This window comes from Streptomyces sp. NPDC050264 (assembly GCF_040655895.1).
GTDB lineage: Bacteria > Actinomycetota > Actinomycetes > Streptomycetales > Streptomycetaceae > Streptomyces.
The window spans coordinates 467,943-487,450 of record NZ_JBFAKV010000003.1; the positions used below are offsets into that span (position 1 = coordinate 467,943).

The 19,508-nt window shown below is 69.8% G+C and carries 18 protein-coding genes and 1 tRNA gene; 7 read left to right on the forward strand and 12 right to left on the reverse strand.

Annotated elements, in window-relative coordinates; all coding sequences use genetic code 11:
• Positions 1 to 185: 185 nt before the first annotated feature.
• From AB0J02_RS07270 to AB0J02_RS07295, 6 genes are all read left to right on the forward strand, one after another.
• Positions 186 to 1,214 (forward strand): ABC transporter ATP-binding protein, encoded by a 1,029-nt coding sequence (locus AB0J02_RS07270; RefSeq protein ID WP_363192630.1) that lies wholly within the window; start codon positions 186 to 188, stop codon positions 1,212 to 1,214.
• Positions 1,204 to 2,106 (forward strand): ABC transporter permease subunit, encoded by a 903-nt coding sequence (locus AB0J02_RS07275; RefSeq protein WP_363192576.1) that lies wholly within the window; start codon positions 1,204 to 1,206, stop codon positions 2,104 to 2,106. Before AB0J02_RS07270 ends, AB0J02_RS07275 begins: the two co-directional genes overlap by 11 nt.
• Positions 2,103 to 3,014: an ABC transporter ATP-binding protein gene (locus AB0J02_RS07280; RefSeq protein WP_363192577.1), complete on the forward strand. Its 912-nt coding sequence runs from the start codon at positions 2,103 to 2,105 to the stop codon at positions 3,012 to 3,014. The genes AB0J02_RS07275 and AB0J02_RS07280 overlap by 4 nt, the downstream gene beginning before the upstream one ends.
• A 9-nt stretch (positions 3,015 to 3,023) precedes the next feature.
• Positions 3,024 to 3,743 (forward strand): ABC transporter permease, encoded by a 720-nt coding sequence (locus AB0J02_RS07285; protein WP_363192578.1) that lies wholly within the window; start codon positions 3,024 to 3,026, stop codon positions 3,741 to 3,743.
• Positions 3,744 to 3,837: 94 nt separating this feature from the next.
• Positions 3,838 to 4,077 (forward strand): hypothetical protein, encoded by a 240-nt coding sequence (locus AB0J02_RS07290; RefSeq protein ID WP_363192579.1) that lies wholly within the window; start codon positions 3,838 to 3,840, stop codon positions 4,075 to 4,077.
• A 268-nt stretch (positions 4,078 to 4,345) separates the two neighbouring features.
• A tRNA-OTHER gene (locus tag AB0J02_RS07295) sits at positions 4,346 to 4,448 on the forward strand.
• Positions 4,449 to 4,490: 42 nt separating this feature from the next.
• On the opposite strand, the gene AB0J02_RS07300 is transcribed toward AB0J02_RS07295, so the two are convergent.
• From AB0J02_RS07300 to AB0J02_RS07340, 9 genes are all read right to left on the reverse strand, one after another.
• On the reverse strand, positions 4,491 to 5,312 hold the full coding sequence (locus AB0J02_RS07300) for an HAD family hydrolase (protein WP_363192580.1): 822 nt from the start codon (positions 5,310 to 5,312) through the stop codon (positions 4,491 to 4,493).
• A gap of 24 nt (positions 5,313 to 5,336) precedes the next feature.
• The gene (gene serS, locus AB0J02_RS07305; RefSeq protein ID WP_363192581.1) at positions 5,337 to 6,608 is read right to left on the reverse strand and encodes a serine--tRNA ligase; all 1,272 of its coding nucleotides are present in this window, start codon (positions 6,606 to 6,608) and stop codon (positions 5,337 to 5,339) included.
• 763 nt (positions 6,609 to 7,371) lie between these two features.
• Positions 7,372 to 8,304, reverse strand: coding sequence for a prephenate dehydratase (pheA, locus tag AB0J02_RS07310; protein ID WP_363192582.1), 933 nt, complete (start codon positions 8,302 to 8,304; stop codon positions 7,372 to 7,374).
• 86 nt (positions 8,305 to 8,390) lie between these two features.
• A complete protein-coding gene (efeB, locus tag AB0J02_RS07315) occupies positions 8,391 to 9,659 on the reverse strand; it encodes an iron uptake transporter deferrochelatase/peroxidase subunit (RefSeq protein ID WP_363192583.1) in 1,269 nt (422 codons plus the stop codon).
• A gap of 6 nt (positions 9,660 to 9,665) precedes the next feature.
• Positions 9,666 to 11,588 (reverse strand): copper resistance protein CopC, encoded by a 1,923-nt coding sequence (locus AB0J02_RS07320; RefSeq protein ID WP_363192584.1) that lies wholly within the window; start codon positions 11,586 to 11,588, stop codon positions 9,666 to 9,668.
• A 16-nt stretch (positions 11,589 to 11,604) separates the two neighbouring features.
• Positions 11,605 to 12,078, reverse strand: a complete 474-nt coding sequence (locus AB0J02_RS07325) for a copper chaperone PCu(A)C (RefSeq protein ID WP_363192585.1) — start codon at positions 12,076 to 12,078, stop codon at positions 11,605 to 11,607.
• The gene (locus AB0J02_RS07330) at positions 12,075 to 12,731 is read right to left on the reverse strand and encodes an SCO family protein (RefSeq protein ID WP_363192631.1); all 657 of its coding nucleotides are present in this window, start codon (positions 12,729 to 12,731) and stop codon (positions 12,075 to 12,077) included. The genes AB0J02_RS07325 and AB0J02_RS07330 overlap by 4 nt, the downstream gene beginning before the upstream one ends.
• A 138-nt stretch (positions 12,732 to 12,869) precedes the next feature.
• Positions 12,870 to 13,613: a YcnI family protein gene (locus AB0J02_RS07335; protein WP_363192586.1), complete on the reverse strand. Its 744-nt coding sequence runs from the start codon at positions 13,611 to 13,613 to the stop codon at positions 12,870 to 12,872.
• A gap of 189 nt (positions 13,614 to 13,802) precedes the next feature.
• Positions 13,803 to 14,606 carry a hypothetical protein gene (locus AB0J02_RS07340; protein WP_363192587.1) on the reverse strand — a complete coding sequence of 268 codons (804 nt, stop codon included), beginning with the start codon at positions 14,604 to 14,606 and terminating at the stop codon, positions 13,803 to 13,805.
• 191 nt (positions 14,607 to 14,797) lie between these two features.
• On the opposite strand from AB0J02_RS07340, the gene AB0J02_RS07345 reads away from it, so the two are divergent.
• Positions 14,798 to 15,253 carry an ATP-binding protein gene (locus AB0J02_RS07345; RefSeq protein ID WP_363192588.1) on the forward strand — a complete coding sequence of 152 codons (456 nt, stop codon included), beginning with the start codon at positions 14,798 to 14,800 and terminating at the stop codon, positions 15,251 to 15,253.
• Positions 15,254 to 15,266: 13 nt separating this feature from the next.
• On the opposite strand, the gene AB0J02_RS07350 is transcribed toward AB0J02_RS07345, so the two are convergent.
• From AB0J02_RS07350 to AB0J02_RS07360, 3 genes are all read right to left on the reverse strand, one after another.
• Positions 15,267 to 16,088 carry a class I SAM-dependent methyltransferase gene (locus AB0J02_RS07350; protein ID WP_363192589.1) on the reverse strand — a complete coding sequence of 274 codons (822 nt, stop codon included), beginning with the start codon at positions 16,086 to 16,088 and terminating at the stop codon, positions 15,267 to 15,269.
• 97 nt (positions 16,089 to 16,185) lie between these two features.
• Positions 16,186 to 17,676, reverse strand: a complete 1,491-nt coding sequence (locus AB0J02_RS07355; protein ID WP_363192590.1) for an aminopeptidase P family protein — start codon at positions 17,674 to 17,676, stop codon at positions 16,186 to 16,188.
• Positions 17,677 to 17,820: 144 nt separating this feature from the next.
• Positions 17,821 to 19,212 carry a PP2C family protein-serine/threonine phosphatase gene (locus AB0J02_RS07360; protein ID WP_363192591.1) on the reverse strand — a complete coding sequence of 464 codons (1,392 nt, stop codon included), beginning with the start codon at positions 19,210 to 19,212 and terminating at the stop codon, positions 17,821 to 17,823.
• Positions 19,213 to 19,508 lie beyond the last annotated feature (296 nt).

Sequence of the window (19,508 nt, forward strand, 5' to 3'; positions counted from 1 at the left end):
GCGGCGTCAAGGGGCCTGCGGCAGACTGTGGAAAACGTCCGCGATGTGCACAGAGCCGCAACCCGGTCGTGCGGGGATACTCAGGTAGGACCCCTAGGGACCCGTAATACTCAGGTCTCATATGAGGTCGAGCCTCTGGTCTGACGAAATGGTGTGGCCTGCGCCACTACGGTCGAACCGTGACTGTGATCGCGACCGAAAGCCTGAGCAAGCGGTTCCCCCGGGTGACCGCGCTTGACCGGCTGACCATGGATATCGGGCCCGGGGTGACCGGACTCGTCGGAGCCAATGGAGCCGGCAAGTCCACCATGATCAAGATCCTGCTTGGTCTCTCCCCCGCCACGGAGGGCCGAGCCGAAGTGCTCGGCCTCGACGTCGCGACCAAGGGCGGTGAGATCCGCGAGCGTGTGGGGTACATGCCCGAGCACGATTGTCTGCCGCCCGACGTCTCGGCCACCGAGTTCGTCGTCCACATGGCGCGGATGTCGGGGCTGCCGCCCACCGCCGCCCGCGAGCGGACCGCCGACACACTGCGCCACGTCGGTCTGTACGAGGAGCGCTACCGCCCCATCGGCGGTTACTCGACGGGCATGAAGCAGCGGGTGAAGCTGGCCCAGGCCCTGGTCCACGATCCGCAGTTGGTGTTCCTGGACGAGCCGACGAACGGCCTGGACCCGGTCGGCCGCGACGACATGCTCGACCTCATCCGCCGCGTCCACACGGACTTCGGCATCTCGGTCCTGGTCACCTCGCACCTGCTCGGCGAGCTGGAGCGCACCTGCGACCACGTCGTCGTCATCGACGGCGGCAAGCTGCTGCGCTCCAGCTCCACCACCGACTTCACCCAGAGCACGGCGATCCTCGCCATCGAGGTCACCGACAGCGACGAACACCCCGACGGGACCAGCGCGTTGCGCGAGGCGTTCGCGCGGCGCGGCATCGAGACGACCACCGGCGGCGAGCTGCCCGGCGCGGGTCACACGGTTCTGATCACCGCGCAGGGCGAGGAGACCTACGACATCGTGCGCGACGTCGTCGCGGACCTGGGCCTCGGCCTGGTCCGCATGGAGCAGCGCAGGCACCACATCGCGGAGGTCTTCCGTCCCACCGAGGAGCGGGACGAGCCGCAGCAGGAGCCGATCTCCGAGCGCGCCGCCGCCTGGGCGGCCACCGCCGCACCACAGCAGACGGGAGGCTCGCGCGATGACCACTGAGCCCATGGCCACGGACCGTGCGTCCACCCAGATCCACAACATCGGCTACCGCCACTACGACGGCCCGCGCCTGGGCCGCGCGTACGCGCGCCGCTCGCTGTTCTCGCAGAGCCTGCGCGGCGCGTACGGGCTCGGCCGCTCGGCCAAGTCCAAAGTGCTGCCGATGCTGCTCTTCGTCGTGATGTGCGTCCCCGCGCTGATCATGGTCGCGGTCGCCGTCGCCACCAAGGCGAAGGACCTCCCCCTCGACTACACGCGCTACGCGATCGTCCTCCAAGCGGTGATCGGCCTCTACGTGGCGTCGCAGGCACCGCAGGCCGTCTCCCGCGATCTGCGCTTCAAGACCGTGCCGCTGTACTTCTCGCGCCCCATCGAGCGCGTCGACTACGTAGCCGCGAAATACGCCGCCATGGCGTCGGCCCTGTTCATCCTCACGGCCGCCCCCCTGCTCGTCCTCTACGTAGGCTCTCTGCTCGCCAAGCTGGACTTCACCGAGCAGACCAAGGGATTCGCCCAAGGACTGGTTTCCGTGGTGCTGCTGTCGCTGCTCTTCGCCGGTATCGGACTCGTCGTCTCCGCCGTCACGCCGCGCCGCGGTTTCGGGATCGCCGCCGTCATCGCCGTTCTGACCATCTCCTACGGAGCGGTCTCCACGGTCCAGGCAATCGCCGACACCCAGGACAACGGACTCGCGGTGTCCTGGCTCGGCCTGTTCTCGCCGATCACGCTCATCGACGGCGTACAGACCGCCTTCCTGGGTGCCACGTCCGCCTTCCCCGGCGCCGACGGCCCCTCCGCGGGCCAGGGCGTGGTCTACCTGCTCGTCGTTCTCGGGCTCATCGCCGGCTCCTACGGGCTGCTGATGCGCCGCTACCGGAAGGTCGGACTGTGACCACGATCAACATCGACCACGTCTCCCGCTGGTTCGGCAACGTCGTGGCGGTCAACGACGTCACGATGAACATCGGCCCCGGCGTGACCGGCCTGCTCGGCCCGAACGGAGCGGGAAAGTCCACGCTCATCAACATGATGGGCGGCTTCCTGGCCCCCTCGAACGGTTCGGTGACGCTCGACGGGCAGCCGATCTGGCGCAACGAACAGATCTACCGCCACATCGGCATCGTCCCCGAGCGCGAGGCGATGTACGACTTCCTCACAGGACAGGAATTCGTCGTCGCCAACGCCGAGTTGCAGGGCCTCGGCAAGAAGGAGGCCCAAAAGGCGCTCGCCACGGTCGAGATGGAGTACGCGCAGGACCGCAAGATCTCGACGTACTCCAAGGGCATGCGGCAGCGCGTGAAGATGGCGTCCGCGCTGGTCCATGAGCCGTCCGTGCTGCTCCTGGACGAGCCGTTCAACGGCATGGACCCGCGTCAGCGCATGCAGCTCATGGACCTCCTGCGACGCATGGGAGGCGAGGGGTGCACCGTGCTCTTCTCCTCGCACATCCTCGAAGAGGTCGAGCAGCTCGCCTCGCACATCGAGGTGATCGTCGCCGGACGGCACGCGGCCAGCGGCGACTTCCGCAAGATCCGCCGCCTGATGACCGACCGTCCGCACCGCTACCTGATCCGCTCCAGCGACGACCGGGCCCTGGCCGCCGCGCTGATCGCGGACCCCTCGACCGCCGGCATCGAAGTCGACATGAAGGAGGGCGCGTTGCGCATCCAGGCCGTCGACTTCGGCCGGTTCACGACGCTGCTGCCCAAGCTCGCGCAAGAGCACGGCATCCGCCTGCTCACGGTCTCGCCGTCCGACGAATCACTCGAGTCCGTCTTCTCGTATCTGGTCGCGGCGTAGGAGGCCCTGATGTACGACCCCACTGTCGCCCGGCTCACGTACCGAGCCCTGCTCGGCCGCCGCCGGGCCCTCATCCTTTTCGCACTGCCCGTACTGCTCGTCGTGATCTCCGCGCTGGTGCGCGGTCTCACTGGAGCCGACGACCAGACCGCGTCCGACGTCCTGGGCGGCTTCGCGCTCGCCACGATGGTGCCGCTCATCGGCGTCATCGCGGGCACGGGCGCCATCGGCCCCGAGATCGACGACGGGTCCGTGGTCTATCTCCTGTCCAAGCCGGTCAGGCGCCCCACGATCATCTTCACGAAGCTCATCGTGGCGATCGCCGTGACCATGGTCTTCTCGGCCGTCCCGACACTGATCGCCGGCCTGATCCTGAACGGGAACGGGCAACAGATCGCCGTCGCCTACACGATCGCCGCCCTGGTGGCCTCCATCGCGTACGCCGCGATCTTCCTGCTGCTCGGCACGGTGACCCGGCACGCCGTCGTCTTCGGCCTCGTCTACGCCTTGGTCTGGGAGGCACTCTTCGGCTCCCTGGTCTCCGGGGCCCGCACGCTCAGCGTGCAGCAGTGGTCTCTCGCGGTCGCCCACAAGGTGTCCGGCGGCGACCTCATCACCTCGGACGTGGGGCTGCCGCTCGCGACCGTGCTGCTGGTGGCCGTGACCGTCCTGGCGACCTGGTACGCGGGTCAGCGGCTGCGGTCCCTGAAGCTGGCGGGGGAGGAGTAGGGGCCCGCGCCGCCCTTCATGCCGCCTTCACCCTCCCATCCGGACACTGGTGGGAGGGTGCGCTGTCCGACAGGCCACCCGAGGAGGACGCACGATGGCAGCCGAGCCGATCCGCGAGGGGGACAGGCCCGATCAGGGCGACTGGGACGACGTGGTCCTGGACGCCGACTTCATACGTTCCGCCGACACGGCCGAGCCGTCGGCACGGGCCCGCATGCTCACCGCTCGGTGGCGGCGCGACGGGGGCCCCGGCCCGCAGCCCTGGCGGTCGGACGAGCCGCCCGCCGGGTGGTTCTTCAGCAAGGCGCGCCGCCGAAAGTGGCGCCGCCGGTGACCGCGTAAGCACCCGAAATTAATTCGGTGGCGGCGAAATCGGCAGCGCGGCACAGTAGTTGGCGTATCACCGCGCCGGTCCACCACCGGCGCCCGTCCACCGGGAGAGGAGCGCGGCGATGTCTGTCAGCAGTCCGTCGAGCTCCCTGCAGGGCAGCCCGAGGCAGGCTCCGGAGTAGTCATTGCACTCCGTCGAGCCCCGCCCCAGGGGCGCTGCCGGGGCGGCCGCTTCGAGCGCGTGCCCTCTGCGGCACGCGGGCCGCCCACCCGGAGGATTGGCCGAGTGGTAAGGCAGCGGCTTGCACGGTGTTCCTGCAGAGCGAGTCGTCGTCGGGGTCACGCCCCGCGCGCGTTCGATCCGCGCATCCTCCGCACGTTCCCGCGCCCACGCGCGCGGCCGTCGTGCCGGGCGGCTCAGCCCAGCAGTCGCTCGAGGACGACCGCGATACCGTCGTCCTCGTTCGACGCCGTCACCTCGTTCGCCACGGCCTTCAGCTCCACATGGGCGTTGGCCATCGCCACGCCGTGAGCGGCCCAGCCGAACATCGGGATGTCGTTGGGCATGTCGCCGAAAGCGATCGTGTCGGCCGCCTTCGCGCCCAGGCGGCGGGCCGCGAGGGAGAGGCCCGTGGCCTTGGAGAGGCCGAGCGGGAGCAGCTCCACGATGCCCTCGCCCGCCATCGTGACGCCCACCAGGTCGCCGGCCACGGCGCGCGCGACCTCCGCGAGCTGGTCGTCGTTCAGGCCGGGATGCTGGACGTACACCTTGTTGAGCGGGGCCGCCCACAGCTCCGCGACGTCCGTGAACGGGATCGCGGGCAGGCCGCCCCCCTCTCGGTAGCCGGGGCCGACGATGACCTCGCCGTCGAGCCCGTCACGGCTCGCGGCCAGCGCCAGCGGGCCGATCTCCGCCTCGATCTTGGAGAGCGCGAGCCCGGCGAGCTGTCGGTCGAGCGTCACCGACGTGAGGAGACGGTGCTCCCCCGCGTGGTAGACCTGCGCGCCCTGGCCGCACACCGCGAGACCGTCGTAGCCGAGGTCGTCGAGGATGTGGCGGGTCCAGGGCACGGCCCTGCCGGTCACGATGATGTGCGCGGCGCCCGCCGCGGTGACCGCGGTGAGCGCCTCACGCGTCCGCTCGGAGACCGTGTCGTCGGAGCGCAGCAGCGTTCCGTCGAGGTCGGTCGCGACGAGCTTGTACGGGAAGGCGGGGGCGAGGGGAGCGGGGTGGCTCACTTGGTGATCGGCTCCAGGCTGCGGTTACTTGGGGTCAAGAGTGGTGCGTCCCCCGAGGTACGGCCGCAGCACCTCGGGCACGTGCACGGAGCCGTCGGCCTGCTGGTGGTTCTCCAGGATGGCGACGATCGTGCGGGGCACCGCGCACAGGGTGCCGTTCAGGGTGGCGAGCGGCTGGACCTTCTTGCCGTCGCGCATCCGGATCGACAGGCGGCGCGCCTGGAAGCCGTCGCAGTTCGACGCCGACGTCAGCTCGCGGTACTTGCCCTGTGTCGGGATCCACGCCTCGCAGTCGAACTTGCGCGAGGCCGAGGAGCCGAGGTCACCCGTCGCCACGTCGATCACCTGGAAGGGCAGCTCGAGGCCGGTCAGCCACTGCTTCTCCCACTCCAGGAGGCGCTGGTGCTCGTTCTCCGCGTCCGCCGGGTCGACGTACGAGAACATCTCGACCTTGTCGAACTGGTGCACGCGGAAGATGCCGCGGGTGTCCTTGCCGTACGTGCCGGCCTCGCGGCGGAAGCACGGCGAGAAGCCGGCGTAGCGCAGCGGCAGCTGGCCCGCGTCGAGGATCTCGTCCATGTGATAGCCGGCGAGGGCGACCTCGGAGGTGCCGACCAGGTAATAGTCGTCCTTCTCCAGGTGGTACACGTTCTCCGCGGCCTGCCCGAGGAAGCCCGTGCCCTCCATGGCGCGCGGGCGCACCAGGGCCGGGGTCAGCATCGGTGTGAAGCCCGCCTCGGTGGCCTGCGCGATCGCGGCGTTCACGAGCGCGAGTTCGAGGAGCGCGCCGACGCCCGTGAGGTAGTAGAAGCGCGAGCCGGAGACCTTGGCCCCGCGCTCGACGTCGATGGCGCCGAGCGCCTCGCCGAGCTCCAAGTGGTCCTTGGGCGCGAAGCCCTCGGCGCCGAAGTCGCGGATCGTGCCGTGCGTCTCCAGGACGACGAAGTCCTCCTCGCCGCCGTTCGGGACGTCGGGGTGCACGACGTTCCCCAGCTGGAGGGCGAGACGCTGGGTCTCCTCCTCGGCCTCACGCTGCTCGGCCTCGGCGGCCTTCACGGCGGCGGAGAGTTCGCCGGTCTTCTTCAGAAGCTCCTGGCGCTCCTCGGGAGAGGCCTTGGGGATCAGCTTGCCGAGCGTCTTCTGCTCGGAGCGGAGTTCGTCGAAGCGGAGCCCGGACGACCTGCGCCGCTCATCGGCGGACAGGACGGAGTCGACGAGCGCGACGTCCTCTCCACGGGCGCGCTGGGAGGCGCGAACACGGTCGGGGTCCTCACGGAGCAGGCGAAGGTCAATCACCCCTCCAGGCTACCGGTGCGGGGTTCCGGCTCTCGACCCGATATCCGTTGCGTGGCTTTATGCCCTATTTGCCGGAATGTGAATTAAGGGCGGAACGCGACAGAAAAAGATCGACTCAAGACTCTCTGGGTGTACGTCAATAAGAACGTCCCCTTTCCCCGAAAGGGGACGGTGTGACACGAAGCCTTGACTCGATTCCCTTGCGGCGGACGGGACTTGGAGCCCCGTTGTCCACAGGATCGCACCTTCTCAGTCAGTTATCCACAGGCTGTGAGAAAGATCTGTGGATGCCGGAAGGGATCGTTCCGAAAGCCGCATGTATCGCGAAGGATTCCCGATCCAAACCCGCTCCATGCTCACTTTCGGGTGGAAATGCTTCACCCCAAAGGGTTGAACAGGGGAAAAGGATGGACGAGGGGTGACCTGCCGGACTGTGGATGGGGTTGTGGCGTGTAGAGCGATTTGTCGACCATGTAACGCCTTCCTGTCGACTTGTCCCCAGGTCGAGAAGAGGGCCTGTGGATAACTCTGTGGACAGAGAAAATCCGCTGGTCGGACCGGGTGCAGCGGCAAGAGGAAGCCGGACCCGGCAGCGGAGAACCCGGATCCGGCAGGGGCGGACGCGGCGAGCGGAAGGCGACAGCCGCAAGGCGGCAGGCAGAGGGCTTCAGACGGCAGGCCGGCATGCGTCGGACGGACGCCGTCAGCCGACGGCCGGCATGCGTCGGACGGAAGCCGGCAGGCCGTCAGCCGGCAGGCCGGACTAGAACCTGCCGTCCTGGCAGCGCGCCAGCCAGTCGGATGCCGTCACGAACTCGTCGTCCGACGTCCCGGTCCGCGGCGGGCGTACGTCCTCGACGGCGACGCCGGCCCGCGGGTACGAGCCGAGAAAGCGCACCTGCGGGCACGCCCGCTTGAGGCCCATCAGCGCCTCCGCCACCCTGCGGTCCGAGATGTGGCCCTCCGCGTCGATCGCGAAGCAGTAGTCACCGATGCCCTTGCCCGTGGGCCGGGACTGCAGCAGCATCAGGTTGACCCCGCGGATCGCGAACTGCTGGAGCAGTTCCATGAGGGCTCCGGGGTGGTCCTCGCGCTGCCAGATGACCACCGAGGTCTTGTCCGCGCCGGTCGGGGCGGCGGGGCGGGCGGGCTTGCCCACCAGGACGAACCGGGTCTGTGCGTTCTCCGCGTCGTGGATCTGGGTGACCAGCGGTTCGAGCCCGTAGCGCGCGGCCGCGAACTCCCCGGCGAAGGCGGCGTCGTAGCGGCCTTCCTGGACGAGTCGTGCCCCGTCCGCGTTCGACGCCGAGGACTCCCAGATCACGTCGGGCAGATGGGCCTTCATCCAGTTGCGGACCTGCGGCTGGGCGGCCGGGTGCGCGGTGACCGTCTTGATCTCGTCGAGCTTGGTGCCGGGGCGCACGAGCAGTGCGAAGGTGATGCTGAGCAGCACTTCGCGGTAGATCATCAGTGGCCGGCCCGCGACCAGCTCGTCGAGGGTCGTGGTGATGCCGCCCTCGACGGAGTTCTCGATCGGTACGAACGCGGCCTCGGCCTCGCCGCTGCGGACGGCGTCGAGCGCCGCTGGGACGGACACCATCGGAACGAGTTCCCGGGTGGCCGCCTCCGGGAGCGTGCGCAGGGCGACTTCGGTGAAGGTGCCCTCGGGGCCGAGATACGCGTAGCTGGCTGGCATGGGGTCACCCTAATGGGCCCTGTGCGGCCGCACTCACGGATGCGCCGCAGGCCACCCCGTTCAGCGACAGCAGGGCCCGGGGTGACTCACCCCTCCAGCAGCTCCTGCCCCACATAGCCGCCCTTCTCCGCGCCGCCCGGCACCGCGAAGAGGCCGCTCGCCTCGTGCCGGATGAAGTGCGACAGGGCGTCGCCGCGGTCGAGCTTGCGCTGGACGGGCACGAAGCCGCGCAGCGGGTCCGCCTGCCAGCACACGAACAGCAGGCCGGCGTCGGGGGTGCCGTCCGCGTCGAACCCGTCGTGGAAGGAGAACGGGCGGCGCAGCATCGCGGCGCCGCCGTTCTGGTCGGGGCGGCTGATGCGCGCGTGCGCGTTGATCGGGACGACGAGGTCACCGTTCGCGTCCGTCTTCTCCAGGTCCGGCTCGGTCGTCTCGGTGCCGCCGCTGAGCGGGGCCCCGGTCGTCTTCTTGCGCCCGATGACAGCCTCCTGCGCCGCCGACGACTGCTTCTCCCAGTCGTCGAGGAGCATCCGGATCCGGCGTACGACGACGTACGAGCCGTTCGCCATCCAGGCCGGGGAGCCCGAATCCGGCACGTAGATCCGCTTGTCGAAGTCGGACTCGGCGGGCTTGGGGTTGTTGGTGCCGTCGATCTGGCCCATCAGGTTGCGGGCCGTGAGGGGCTGCGCGGTCGCACCCGGCGAACGGTTGAAGCCGTTCATCTGCCAGCGCACCTTCGCCGCCGCGCCCGCGTCCTTCTGCAGCGCGCGCAGGGCGTGGAAGGCGACGAGGGAGTCGTTGGCGCCGATCTGCACCCACAGGTCGCCGTTGCTGCGCGCCTTGTCGAGGTGGTCGGAGAAGAAGTCGGGCAGCGGGTCCAGCGCGGTGGGGCGCTGCTTCTCCAGGCCCGTACGGGAGAAGAAGCTGTGGCCGAAGCCGAAGGTGACCGTGAGGGCGGACGGGCCCGCGTCCCGCGCGACGTCGGTGTCGTCGGTCGCCGAGGCCTCGCCCGCCATCAGCCGCTCGGCCGTCGCCGACCAGCGGCGCAGCAGAGCGGTGGCCTCCTTGCGGCCGGCCCCCGCGGTCAGGTCGAAGGCGACGAGATGGCCGCGAGCCTGCATCGGGGTGGTGATGCCGGGCTGATGTTTCCCGTGAAACATCACCTCGTCCGCGCCCAGTGAAGTCAAGGCGGCTGCCTGTTCGGGCGAGTTCGAGGAGGCCGCGGCGTATCCCGCGCCCGCGCCGACGGCGCCGAGGGCGACGCCCGTGGCGCCCGCCGTCCCGATCAGCCGGCGCCGGGAGATGCCTGAAGGGACAGCCTCCGGGGGTGCCGTACGGCGTTGGGTGTCAGCCATGGTGGTTCAGCCGATCTTCGCGTTCTTGGTGACCGTCACTTGGTCGATGTCGGAGGTGCGCACGGTCACCGCGATCTTCCAGTCGCCCGCCCCGGGGATCTGCAGGCCACTCTTGGTCCAGTGTCCCGTGGCGATGTGGTCGGGCGCGACGGGCAGCGGACCGATCTTCTTCGACTCCAGGGTGAAGGCGACCTTCACCTCGGGGACGTCGAAGGCCTTGCCGCTCGGCCGTTCTACGTAAACGTGCATTTCGTTGGTGCCGGTGCGGCCGGGGTCCAGGTCGAGCAGGACCGTGCCCTTGCCGTCCGTGCCGCCGGTGTCGAACGGAATCTTCAGCGACAGCGGCCCGGACTGGGTCTGCGCGGCGGAGGTGGCGGACTTGGCCTCTTCTTCGGTGCGGCCCGGTTCGGTGGTCGTCAGCATGGTGGTGACAGCGAGCAGGACGACCGCGACACCGGCCTCGGCGAGCACCGAGCGGCGCAGGCCGAAGCGGTGCGGGTCGGCGTCGCGGACGCGCTTCTCGCGGGCGGTGGCGACCGCGGCGCGCTGGCGGGCGAGTTGGGCGGAGCGCTCGGGGCCGTCCCCCTTGGAACCGTCCGTCTTGGCGTCGTCGCTCTTGGCGCCGCTGCCGACCGTGACCGGCTTCTTCTTCTCGGACGTGCGCTGCGCCACCGTGGTCGCGGCTGCCTCGGGGGACAGCTGCTCGGAGAGCCGGCCCGTCCACCTGCGGGAGATCCAGGCCATGCCGAGGAGTACGGCGATGAGCCCGACCTTGAGCAGCAGCAGCTGTCCGTAGCGTGTCCCGGTCAGCGCGGACCAGGAGCCGACCTGGCGCCACGACTGGTAGAGCCCGGTCGCGGCGAGTGTCACGACGCTGCAGAACGCCACCCGCGAGAAGCGGCGCACCGCGGAACCCTCGATGGAGGGCGCCCGGTACAGCGCGACGAGCAGGGTCGTCAGGCCGCCGAGCCATGCGGCCACGGCCAGCAGGTGCAGGACGTCGACGGGCATGGCGAGCCCGGCCTGGATGCCGGTCGAGGCGTGTTCGGCCATGGCCCAGGTCGCGCCGAGTCCGGCCGCGACGACGGCCCCGCCGATGGCGAGCCCGAAGGTGAGGTCTTTGACCTCCTTCTTGTCGCCGTCTTCGGCCCTCTTTACGTAGGCGCCGAAAAGCACCGCAATGAAGAGGGCGGCCGCGGCGAGCAGCAGAAGACGGGACGTAAGCGCCGCGCCGGTTTTCGTCTGCAGTACCTGGCCGAGCAGTGACATGTCGAAGATGTCGCCGACCTTGCCCGACCCGGTGTACGAGCCGCGCAGCAGCAGGAGGGCGAGAGTGGCCGCGGTGAGGGCGGTCCAGCCGCCGACGACGACCCGCTGTACCGGCTTGATCCCGGCGCCGCGCGGCCAGCAGCCGAGGACGAAGGCGGCGCCGCCCACGAGCAGGATGAAGCCCGCGTACGAGATGTAGCGCGCGACGCCGTAGAGGGCGCCGACGACGCCGCCGCCGGCGTTCTGGTCGGTCAGTACCGCGGTGGTCTTGGAGGGGGCGCCGATGGAGAAGGTGAAGGCGCCGGAGACGGGGTGGCTGTCGGCCGAGACGACTTGGTAGGCGACGGTGAACGTGCCGTCCGGCAGGCCCGCGTGGAGCTTCACCGTGTATGTCGTACCGCCGGGGTGGCCGACCTTGCCGCTGTCGACGCGCTTGCCGGCGGGGTCGAGCACGCGCACGGAGTCGCTGGACATGGCGACGTCTTCGGAGAAGGTCAGCGACACCTGCCGCGGCGCCGTCTCGACCACCGCTCCCTGCTTGGGGTCGCTCCCGGTCAGCGCGGCATGCGCGGACGCGGGTGCGGCACCGGCCAGGAGCGTGCCGGTCACGGCGAGGAACAGCAGCACCAGGTGCCCGAAACGGGGAGCGATGGTCTTCACGTACGGGTCAGCCCCTTCAGTGAGAAGCGTGCGACGCGTGCGACGTCGGGTTGTAGGTGGCGGCCTTCACCGGGAAGGAGACGGTGACGGTGCCTGTTTTGGCGAAGTGCAACTTCACCGACACCTTGTCGCCCTCGCGCGGCTTCCGCTTGAGGTTCTCGAACATGAGGTGATTGCCGCCTCGTTCGAAGTCCAGCTCACCGTCGGCGGGTACGGCGAAGGACTTCTGTTCCTTCATCACGCCGTCTTCGGTGCTGTGCAGAGTGACCTGCCCGGCGATGTCACTGCTGACGGAGGAGAGGGTGTCGGCGCCGCCGCTGTTGTGCACGAGGAAGAACCCGGCCGCCATGTCCCCGGAGGCGGGTTCGGGGATGAAGGCGCCGTGCACCTTCACTTCCGGTGCGTCACCGGAACTGTCAGAGCCGCAGGCGGTGAGCGCGAGCCCCGAGGCCAGCACTATGGCGCCCAGAGCAAGGGTGCCGCGCCTCACGGCTTCGCCCCCTTGATGATCTTGGGGAGGTCCTTGGTGTAGTCGTCGACGGTTGCATCCTCGCCGTAGAGGACGTAGCCGCCGTTCGTCTTCGGCGAGAACGCGAGGACCTGCGTGCCGTGCATCGACACGAGCTTGCCGTTCTTGTCCTTCTGCGTCGGCTCGATGGAGATGCCGAGCGTGCGGGCGCCGCCCTGGATGGTGGCGAAGTCGCCGGTCAGTCCGATGAAGTCGGGGTCCTGGGCCTTGAGCCACTTGCCGAGCACGGCCGGGGTGTCACGGTCGGGGTCGGTGGTGACGAACACGACCTGGAGCTTGTCCTGCTCGGACTTGGGCAGGGCCTTCTTGGCGACGGCGATGTTGCTCATCGTCAGCGGGCAGACGTCCGGGCAGTGCGTGTAGCCGAAGTAGATCAGCGTCGGCTTGTCCTTGGTCTGCTCGCGCAGGTCGAACTTCTTGCCGTGGGTGTCGGTGAGGACCAGGTCCGGCTTCTCGAAGGGCTTGTCGAGGACTGTCGCGGCCTTCTGCGAACCGGCCTCGGTGGACACGTCGGCGACTGCCTTGCCGCTGTCGTCGCCGCTGCCGCAGGCCGTCAGGGCGAAGGTGGCCGCCGTGACCAGACCGGCGGCGGCGAGTAGGGTCTTCCTGCTCATCTTCTTGCTCGTCTGCTTCTTGCTCGTCTGCTTCTTGCTCGTCTTCATGGTCTTGCGCATAGAAAAATGTCCCAGATGTGAGGGGGCCGGCAGGTGCCGGGGTCGCCCACCGCGACCCCGGCACCTGCCACGGGTGGTTCAGCTGTTGGTACGCCGACGGCCCGCCAGCACGCCGAAGGCCACACCGGCGGCGCCGACGACGATGCCGACGATGCCGAGGACGCGGGCGGTGGTGTCGCTGTCGGAGCTGTCGGACGACGTGCTGGAGGCCGCGGTGGCCTCCTTCTTGTCGCCGTCGTCGGAGGCGCCGGACGCACCGTGCTCGTCGTCGGCCGCGGCCGTCAGCTCAAGGACGGGCGCCGGGTTCTCCGGCTCCTCCTGGCCCTTCTGCTGCGGCTCGATCCAGCGCACGACCTCCTTGTTGTCGTACGTCTGGATCGCCTTGAAGACGAGCTCGTCGGCGTCGGTCGGCAGGGCGCCGATGGAGAGCGGGAACTTCTGGAAGAAGCCCGGCTGGACGCCCTTGCCGTCGCCGGAACCGGTCGCGGTCCAGGTGACCTTGGAGACGGCCTCGGTGATCTTCTCGCCGTGCATCTCCAGCGGCTTGTCGAGCTTGGACTTGGTGACCTCGGCCTTCCAGCCCGGGATCGGCTCGGGCATCACCGAGGCGAGCGGGTGGTCGGTGGGGAAGGTGACCTCGAGCTTGGTGGTCGCGGCGTCGTCCCGCTCGTTCGGCACCTTGAAGTCGACCACGGCGTAACCGCCCTTGGCGGCGGCGCCCTCCGGCTGCACGCTCACATGCGCGAAGGCGGGGGCGGACACGAGGACGACGGAGGAGACAGCGGCGGCACCGACGAGGGCGGCGCGGGACATCTTCTTCATGGCAGAGAACTCCACGTTCAGTGAATTCAGCGAAGGGTGAGGGGCGCGTCCGCGCGACGCCGTACTACGTAGCCGCACTACATGGCTGCACTACATAGCGGCGAAAAAGCGGGTACGCGCGCGTGCCGCACAGCACACGCCTCACCCCGGGCGAGCTCACACGAGTCGCGGAGGAGTCCGGATGCTGTGTCAGGCAGCGAGAAGGAACACGTCGGCCGCGGCGGGCGGCCCGCGCCGGATCACGAAGTGCTGAAGTGCCGTCGTCCGCAGGGCGGGCACGGCGGGGAACCCGGCGCGGGCCGCGCGCGGGAACGCCTCGGGCGCGCCGGGAAGGCCCGCCCTCAGAGTGCGTACGAGAGCGAGGGCCGCCCGCAGGGAACGGACCAGCGCCCCTTCCGCGACCTCCTGCGCCGACAGCTTCGAGAGCCGCACGATCCGGCCCAGGGCGAGATCGCCGCGTCGCAGCAGCCACCCGGCGCCGGCCGCGGCCAGCAGGTGTCCGATGAGCATCGGCAGGGACGGCAGCAGGGGCATCGAGGAGCCGGTCATGGCCGCCATGTCGTGGTGCATCCCACCGGCGGCGTCCGACGGGACGCGCGCCCGGTCGAGGATCCGCTGCGCCTGCACCGGGCTGAGCACCGAGGCACTCGCCCCGCACATCAGTCGCGCGGCCCGCTCCGTGACGGAGGGTTCCCCGGCGCCCATGGCCATCGAGCCGTGCTGGCCGAGGGCGAAGAGGCTGTGCAGGCCGATCTGTCCGATCCCCAGCGTGGCGGCGATGCCCGGCAGCGACCGCTCGCGGCCGGCCAGCGGCACGGCCGCACAGAGGACGGCGAGGAAGCCGAGCGACAGCGACCACAGCGGGACGGTGGCGGTCGAACCGAGGACGTGCCCCGCCGCGGACAGCACGACGCAGACCGCGGCGAACACCGCGGCCCTCAGCAGCCGGAGATCGGCCGCGCTGCGCGCCGTGCGCGTGTGGGGGGCAGACATGGCGGGGTCATCATCCCACTGGCCTTACCCGTCCCATACGGCAGGTCCACAAGGTCCGGAATCTCCTTTACAGCGCCGCGTGTCCTGACCGCGTCGACCAAATGGGCGATATCACGTCAACTGCGCGATTGCGCGGGGCCGGTGGCGGCAATACGTATCGGTATGTCGAGCCGCGGCCAGGAGGCTGGAGCATGAGCATCTGGTGGTCCCTCCATTTGCGGCGCGAGGCTGCGAGCGTTCCGCTCGCCAGACGCCTGCTCATCGGCACCATGGAGACCGCGGGCGTCGACCCGGACATCTCCTACGACCTGTCGGTCGCCCTCAGCGAGGCGTGTGCGAATGCCGTCGAGCACGGTGGCGGCGCGTCCACGAGCGAGTCTTCGGGCGCATACAGGGTCACCGCTTACCTGGACGGCGAGAAGTGCCGCATTGAAGTCGCCGATTCCGGCCCGGGTTTCCCCGTCCTCAGAAGCCACGCGGCTCTGCGCCCGGCACCCGACGACGCCGAGAACGGCCGCGGGCTCTGTCTCATCCACGAACTCGCCGACCATGTGCAGGTCGACAACAGGCCCGGCCGGGGCGGCGCCGTGGTCAGCTTCGACAAGATCCTCAAGTGGACGAAGGACGCCCCGCTCATGGCGGTGTGAGGCCAAGCGCCTCCTACGTAAAGCGCGCGACGGCCGTCATGGTGGGCCGCATGTTCCGTAGTGCGGGCACCTTTCCCAGGAGAGGCGAGAGCGCTCCGTAGTACGCGCCCCGGCCCCGCGGCAACGGCAGTTCCTGTACGTCGCCGACCGCCGGATGCGCCGTGCGCACCTTGCCCAGCTCCCCCGCGTTCAGGCCCCACGGCATCGGCGGCGTGCTGTACCCCTGCTTCGTACGCATCTCCCCGCGCATCGTGCGCTCGCTGAACCAGCGGGGCACCGCGTCGAAGACCAGTGCCCCGCCGCCGAACCGCTCGGCGCAACCCGCGATCAACTCCCGCACCTCCGGCGGCCGCAGATACATCAGCAGGCCCTGCGCCGTGATCAGCACGCCGCGCGAGGGGTCGACCTCATCGCGCCAGGACAGGTCGAGGGCCGATTGCGCGAGGACGCGCTGACGGTCCCCGCCGGGCAGTAGCGCGCGCCGCACCTCGGCGGTCTCCGGCAACTCCACGCACAGCCATCGGGCCCGCCCGTTGTCCACGCGCCAGAACTGTGTCTCCAGGCCCTCGGCGAGGGTGACGACCGTGCCGTCCGGGTGCGCGGTCAGAAAGTCGCGTACGGCGTCGTCGAAGGTGCGTACGCGCAGAGCCTGCCCCTGAGCGAGGAGCGGATCGGGCGCGCCGAACGTCTCCTCGAAGGGGTAGTCGATGCGCTCGACGAGTTCGACGGCCTTCGGGTCCGCCAGGACCGGCTCGGGCTGTCGCGCCTCGAAGGCACGGTGGTAGAGGTTCCACAGCAGCGTCTCGGGCACGCCGCTCAGCTCCACGGACGTCATACGGATCTCCTTGTACGCCCTTGTACGCCGTTGAGTTGTACGAAACAGAAGAGAGCCGTACCAGTAGGTCACGGCCCTCTTCCACTATGTCGTCGGATCAGCCCTTGAGACGGGCCATCCATGCCTCGACCTCGTCGGCCCGGCGCGGCAGCCCCGCCGACATGTTCCGGTTGCCGTCCTCGGTGACGAGGATGTCGTCCTCGATGCGGACGCCGATGCCGCGGTACTCCTGCGGCACGGTCAGGTCGTCGGCCTGGAAGTACAGGCCCGGCTCGACGGTGAGCACCATGCCGGGCTCCAGCGTGCCGTCCACGTATGTCTCGGTCCGCGCGACCGCGCAGTCGTGGACGTCCATGCCGAGCATGTGACCGGTGCCGTGCAGGGTCCAGCGGCGCTGCAGACCCAGCTCCAGGACGCGCTCGACCGGGCCCTCGACCAGACCCCACTCGACGAGCTTCTCGGCGAGCACGCGCTGCGAGGCGTCGTGGAAGTCGCGGTACTTGGCGCCCGGCCTTACGGCCGCGATACCGGCCTCCTGCGACGCGTACACGGCGTCGTAGATCTTGCGCTGGATCTCGCTGTACGTGCCGTTGATCGGCAGGGTGCGCGTGACGTCGGCGGTGTAGTACGTGTGCGTCTCCACACCGGCGTCGAGCAGCAGCAGGTCGCCGGAGCGTACCGGGCCGTCGTTGCGGACCCAGTGCAGGGTGCAGGCGTGCGGGCCCGCGGCGCAGATGGAGCCGTAGCCGATGTCGTTGCCCTCGACGCGGGCGCGCAGGAAGAACGTTCCCTCGATGTAGCGCTCGCTCGTCGCCTCGGCCTTGTCGAGGACCTTCACGACGTCCTCGAAGCCGCGCACCGTCGAGTCGACGGCCTTCTGCAGCTCGCCGATCTCGAACGCGTCCTTCACGACCCGCGCCTCGGACAAGAAGGTCTTCAGCTCGCTGTCGCGCTCGGCGGTGACCTTGTCGGTCAGCGCGTCCTCGATGCCGGCGTCGTAGCCGCGCACCACGCGCACCGGGCCGGTGGCCTCGCGCAGCTCGTCGGCGAGCTCGCGCACGTCGGCGGCGGGGAGGCCGTGGAGCTTCTCGGCCTCGGCCAGGGAGTGCCGGCGGCCCACCCACAGCTCGCCGTCGCCGCCCAGCCAGAACTCGCCGTTCTCCCGGTTCGAGCGCGGCAGGAGGTAGATCGTCGCCTGGTGGCCGCCGGACGCGGGCTCCAGCACGAGGACGCCGTCCTCGGTCTGGTTGCCGGTGAGGTACGCGTACTCGACGGAGGCGCGGAAGGCGTACTCCGTGTCGTTCGAGCGGGTCTTGAGGTTGCCCGCGGGCACGACGAGACGCTCGCCCGGGAAGCGGGCGGACAGGGCGGCGCGGCGGGCGGCGGTCTCGGCGGCCTGCGCGATCGGCTGCAGGTCGTGCAGCTCGGTGTCGGCCCAGCCGGACTTCATGTTCTCGGCGAGTTCGTCGGACACACCCGGGTAGAGGCCGTTCTTGCGCTGCTTGATGGGCTCGTCGCCCTCAGGGGTTTCCGGTCCCGCCGCGGTAGCGGCATATTGACCGGAGTCCGGGGTGAGCTCCTCCGACACGGTTCCTCCTTGACGCGGGCCCGTTGAATGACCTGGGTATGGCCGGATATGGCAGTGGGCCCCCTCCATCGTACGAGCGTACGGAAGGGGGTCCAGGGCCGGACGGCCTCTTACAGGCAGGGCATACAGGCAGTACGTAGGCGCTTACTCGAAGCGCGCGGCAAGAAGGACGATGTCCTCGTTGCTGTCGATGGAGTCGAGTCCGTCGGGGAGCACGGTGCGCAGTACGTGGTCGGCGATGGCGCCCGGGTCGTCGCGGAGCGCCCTCGGGACGCTTGCCGCGGCCGCGTGCAGCCGGGCGAAGGCGCGGTCCATGGGGTCGCCGGTGCGGTGCAGGAGGCCGTCCGTGTACAGCAGCACCGTCTCGCCCCGGTCCGGCGCGATCTCCACGCTCGGCGCCTCCCAGCAGGCGAGCATGCCCAGCGGGGCGGAGAGCGTCGTTTCCGCGAACTCCGTGCGCCGCTCCCCGATCACCAGGGGCGGGCTGTGCCCGGCGCCCGCGAGGACGATCTTGCGCTGCGCCGGCTCGCAGTAGGCGAACAGGGCGGTCGCGCTGCGGGCGGGCTCGGTCAGCCGGAGCAGCAGCTCCAGGTCGGACAGGACCGCGACCGGGTCCTCGCCCTCCATCACCGCGTACGCCCGCAGGGAGGCGCGCAGCCTGCCCATCGCGGCGACCGCGCTCGCGCCTGACCCTGAGACCGAGCCGACCGCGAGGCCGAGCGCTCCCTCGGGCAGCGGCAGCGCGTCGTACCAGTCGCCGCCGCCGCGCGCCCCTGTGCGGTGCCGTACGGCGAGTTGCACGCCCGGGACGCGGGGCAGCCGGGCGGGCAGCAGTTCGTCGGAGATCGTGCGCGACCACGCGCGCGTGCGCTCCAGTTCGAGCAGGCGGGCCAGGTGCTCGGTGGCGTAGCGCGCGTACAGGCCGATGAGGTGCCGCTGGCGCTCGACGGGCTCGGCCGGTTCGTCGTAGAGCCAGACGGCGGCGCCGAGCCGGCCCGCGTCGCCGGTGGCGAGCGGCAGCGCGTAGCTCGCCGCGTAGCCGAGGCGTGCGGCGACCTCGCGGTGGCGCGGGTCGAGCCCGTCCTCGGAGAGCAGGTCGGCGTGTGCCTCGTCCTCGGTGCTGAATCCCTCGAGGATCCGCCCGTACGACGTCACTCCGCGCGGCACCGTCTCGATGTGTCCGAGGTCGGGGCGGGACAGGCCGAGGCCGACGGTGGTGTCGGGGCCGAGTCCGTCGCCCGGCTCCAGGACGACGAGACCGCGCCGGGCACCGACCAGGGCGGCTCCGGCGCGCAGAAGTTCGTGCAGGGCTTCGTCGAGTGCTGCCGTACGGGCCAGCCGTTCCGTGAGTTCGTGCAGCGTCGTGAGGTCGGAGACCCAGCCGGCGAGCCTGTCCTGGATCACGGCTGTGGGGGCCGCCGGTGCCGGAGCGACCTGTGACACCGCGGGCGCGGGCGCGACGGTGTGGGCGGGAGGGGGAACCTGTCCAGGAGGGGAATCGATTCCAGCCACTTTCGGCAGGTGTGGGGTTGTCATGGCTTCCGGCTTTCCGACCGGCGCTTATTGCTCATTAGCATCGCAAACCCCCATGTCATTCTGCGCCGCCAGCAATGTCTCCACATCTACACGCACTGGAGAGGGGATGTCCAGCATTGTCCTGCTGGGATTCCTGGTGTCCGTGGTGTTGAAGTGGCTTCTGCGGTAATGCGATCTCTGTTCTCCTCCGCCGCCCCGCCATGATCCAGATCGTTTCAAGTTGGCCAAAAAGCGACTCGGTGAACAGCGTATTGCGGTCGACTGGCATTGTTCGACGGAGCGTCATAGCGGCCGCG

Bases quoted from the DNA above. Each gene is read 5' to 3' on its own strand.
- AB0J02_RS07275 (WP_363192576.1), top strand. From the start codon at position 1,204: ATGACCACTGAGCCCATGGCCACGGACCGTGCGTCCACCCAGATCCAC.
- AB0J02_RS07285 (WP_363192578.1), top strand. From the start codon at position 3,024: ATGTACGACCCCACTGTCGCCCGGCTCACGTACCGAGCCCTGCTCGGC.
- AB0J02_RS07290 (WP_363192579.1), top strand. From the start codon at position 3,838: ATGGCAGCCGAGCCGATCCGCGAGGGGGACAGGCCCGATCAGGGCGAC.
- pheA (WP_363192582.1), bottom strand. From the start codon at position 8,304: ATGCCAGCCAGCTACGCGTATCTCGGCCCCGAGGGCACCTTCACCGAA.
- efeB (WP_363192583.1), bottom strand. From the start codon at position 9,659: ATGGCTGACACCCAACGCCGTACGGCACCCCCGGAGGCTGTCCCTTCA.
- AB0J02_RS07330 (WP_363192631.1), bottom strand. From the start codon at position 12,731: ATGAGCAGGAAGACCCTACTCGCCGCCGCCGGTCTGGTCACGGCGGCC.
- AB0J02_RS07335 (WP_363192586.1), bottom strand. From the start codon at position 13,613: ATGAAGAAGATGTCCCGCGCCGCCCTCGTCGGTGCCGCCGCTGTCTCC.
- AB0J02_RS07340 (WP_363192587.1), bottom strand. From the start codon at position 14,606: ATGTCTGCCCCCCACACGCGCACGGCGCGCAGCGCGGCCGATCTCCGG.
- AB0J02_RS07345 (WP_363192588.1), top strand. From the start codon at position 14,798: ATGAGCATCTGGTGGTCCCTCCATTTGCGGCGCGAGGCTGCGAGCGTT.
- AB0J02_RS07350 (WP_363192589.1), bottom strand. From the start codon at position 16,088: ATGACGTCCGTGGAGCTGAGCGGCGTGCCCGAGACGCTGCTGTGGAAC.
- AB0J02_RS07360 (WP_363192591.1), bottom strand. From the start codon at position 19,212: ATGACAACCCCACACCTGCCGAAAGTGGCTGGAATCGATTCCCCTCCT.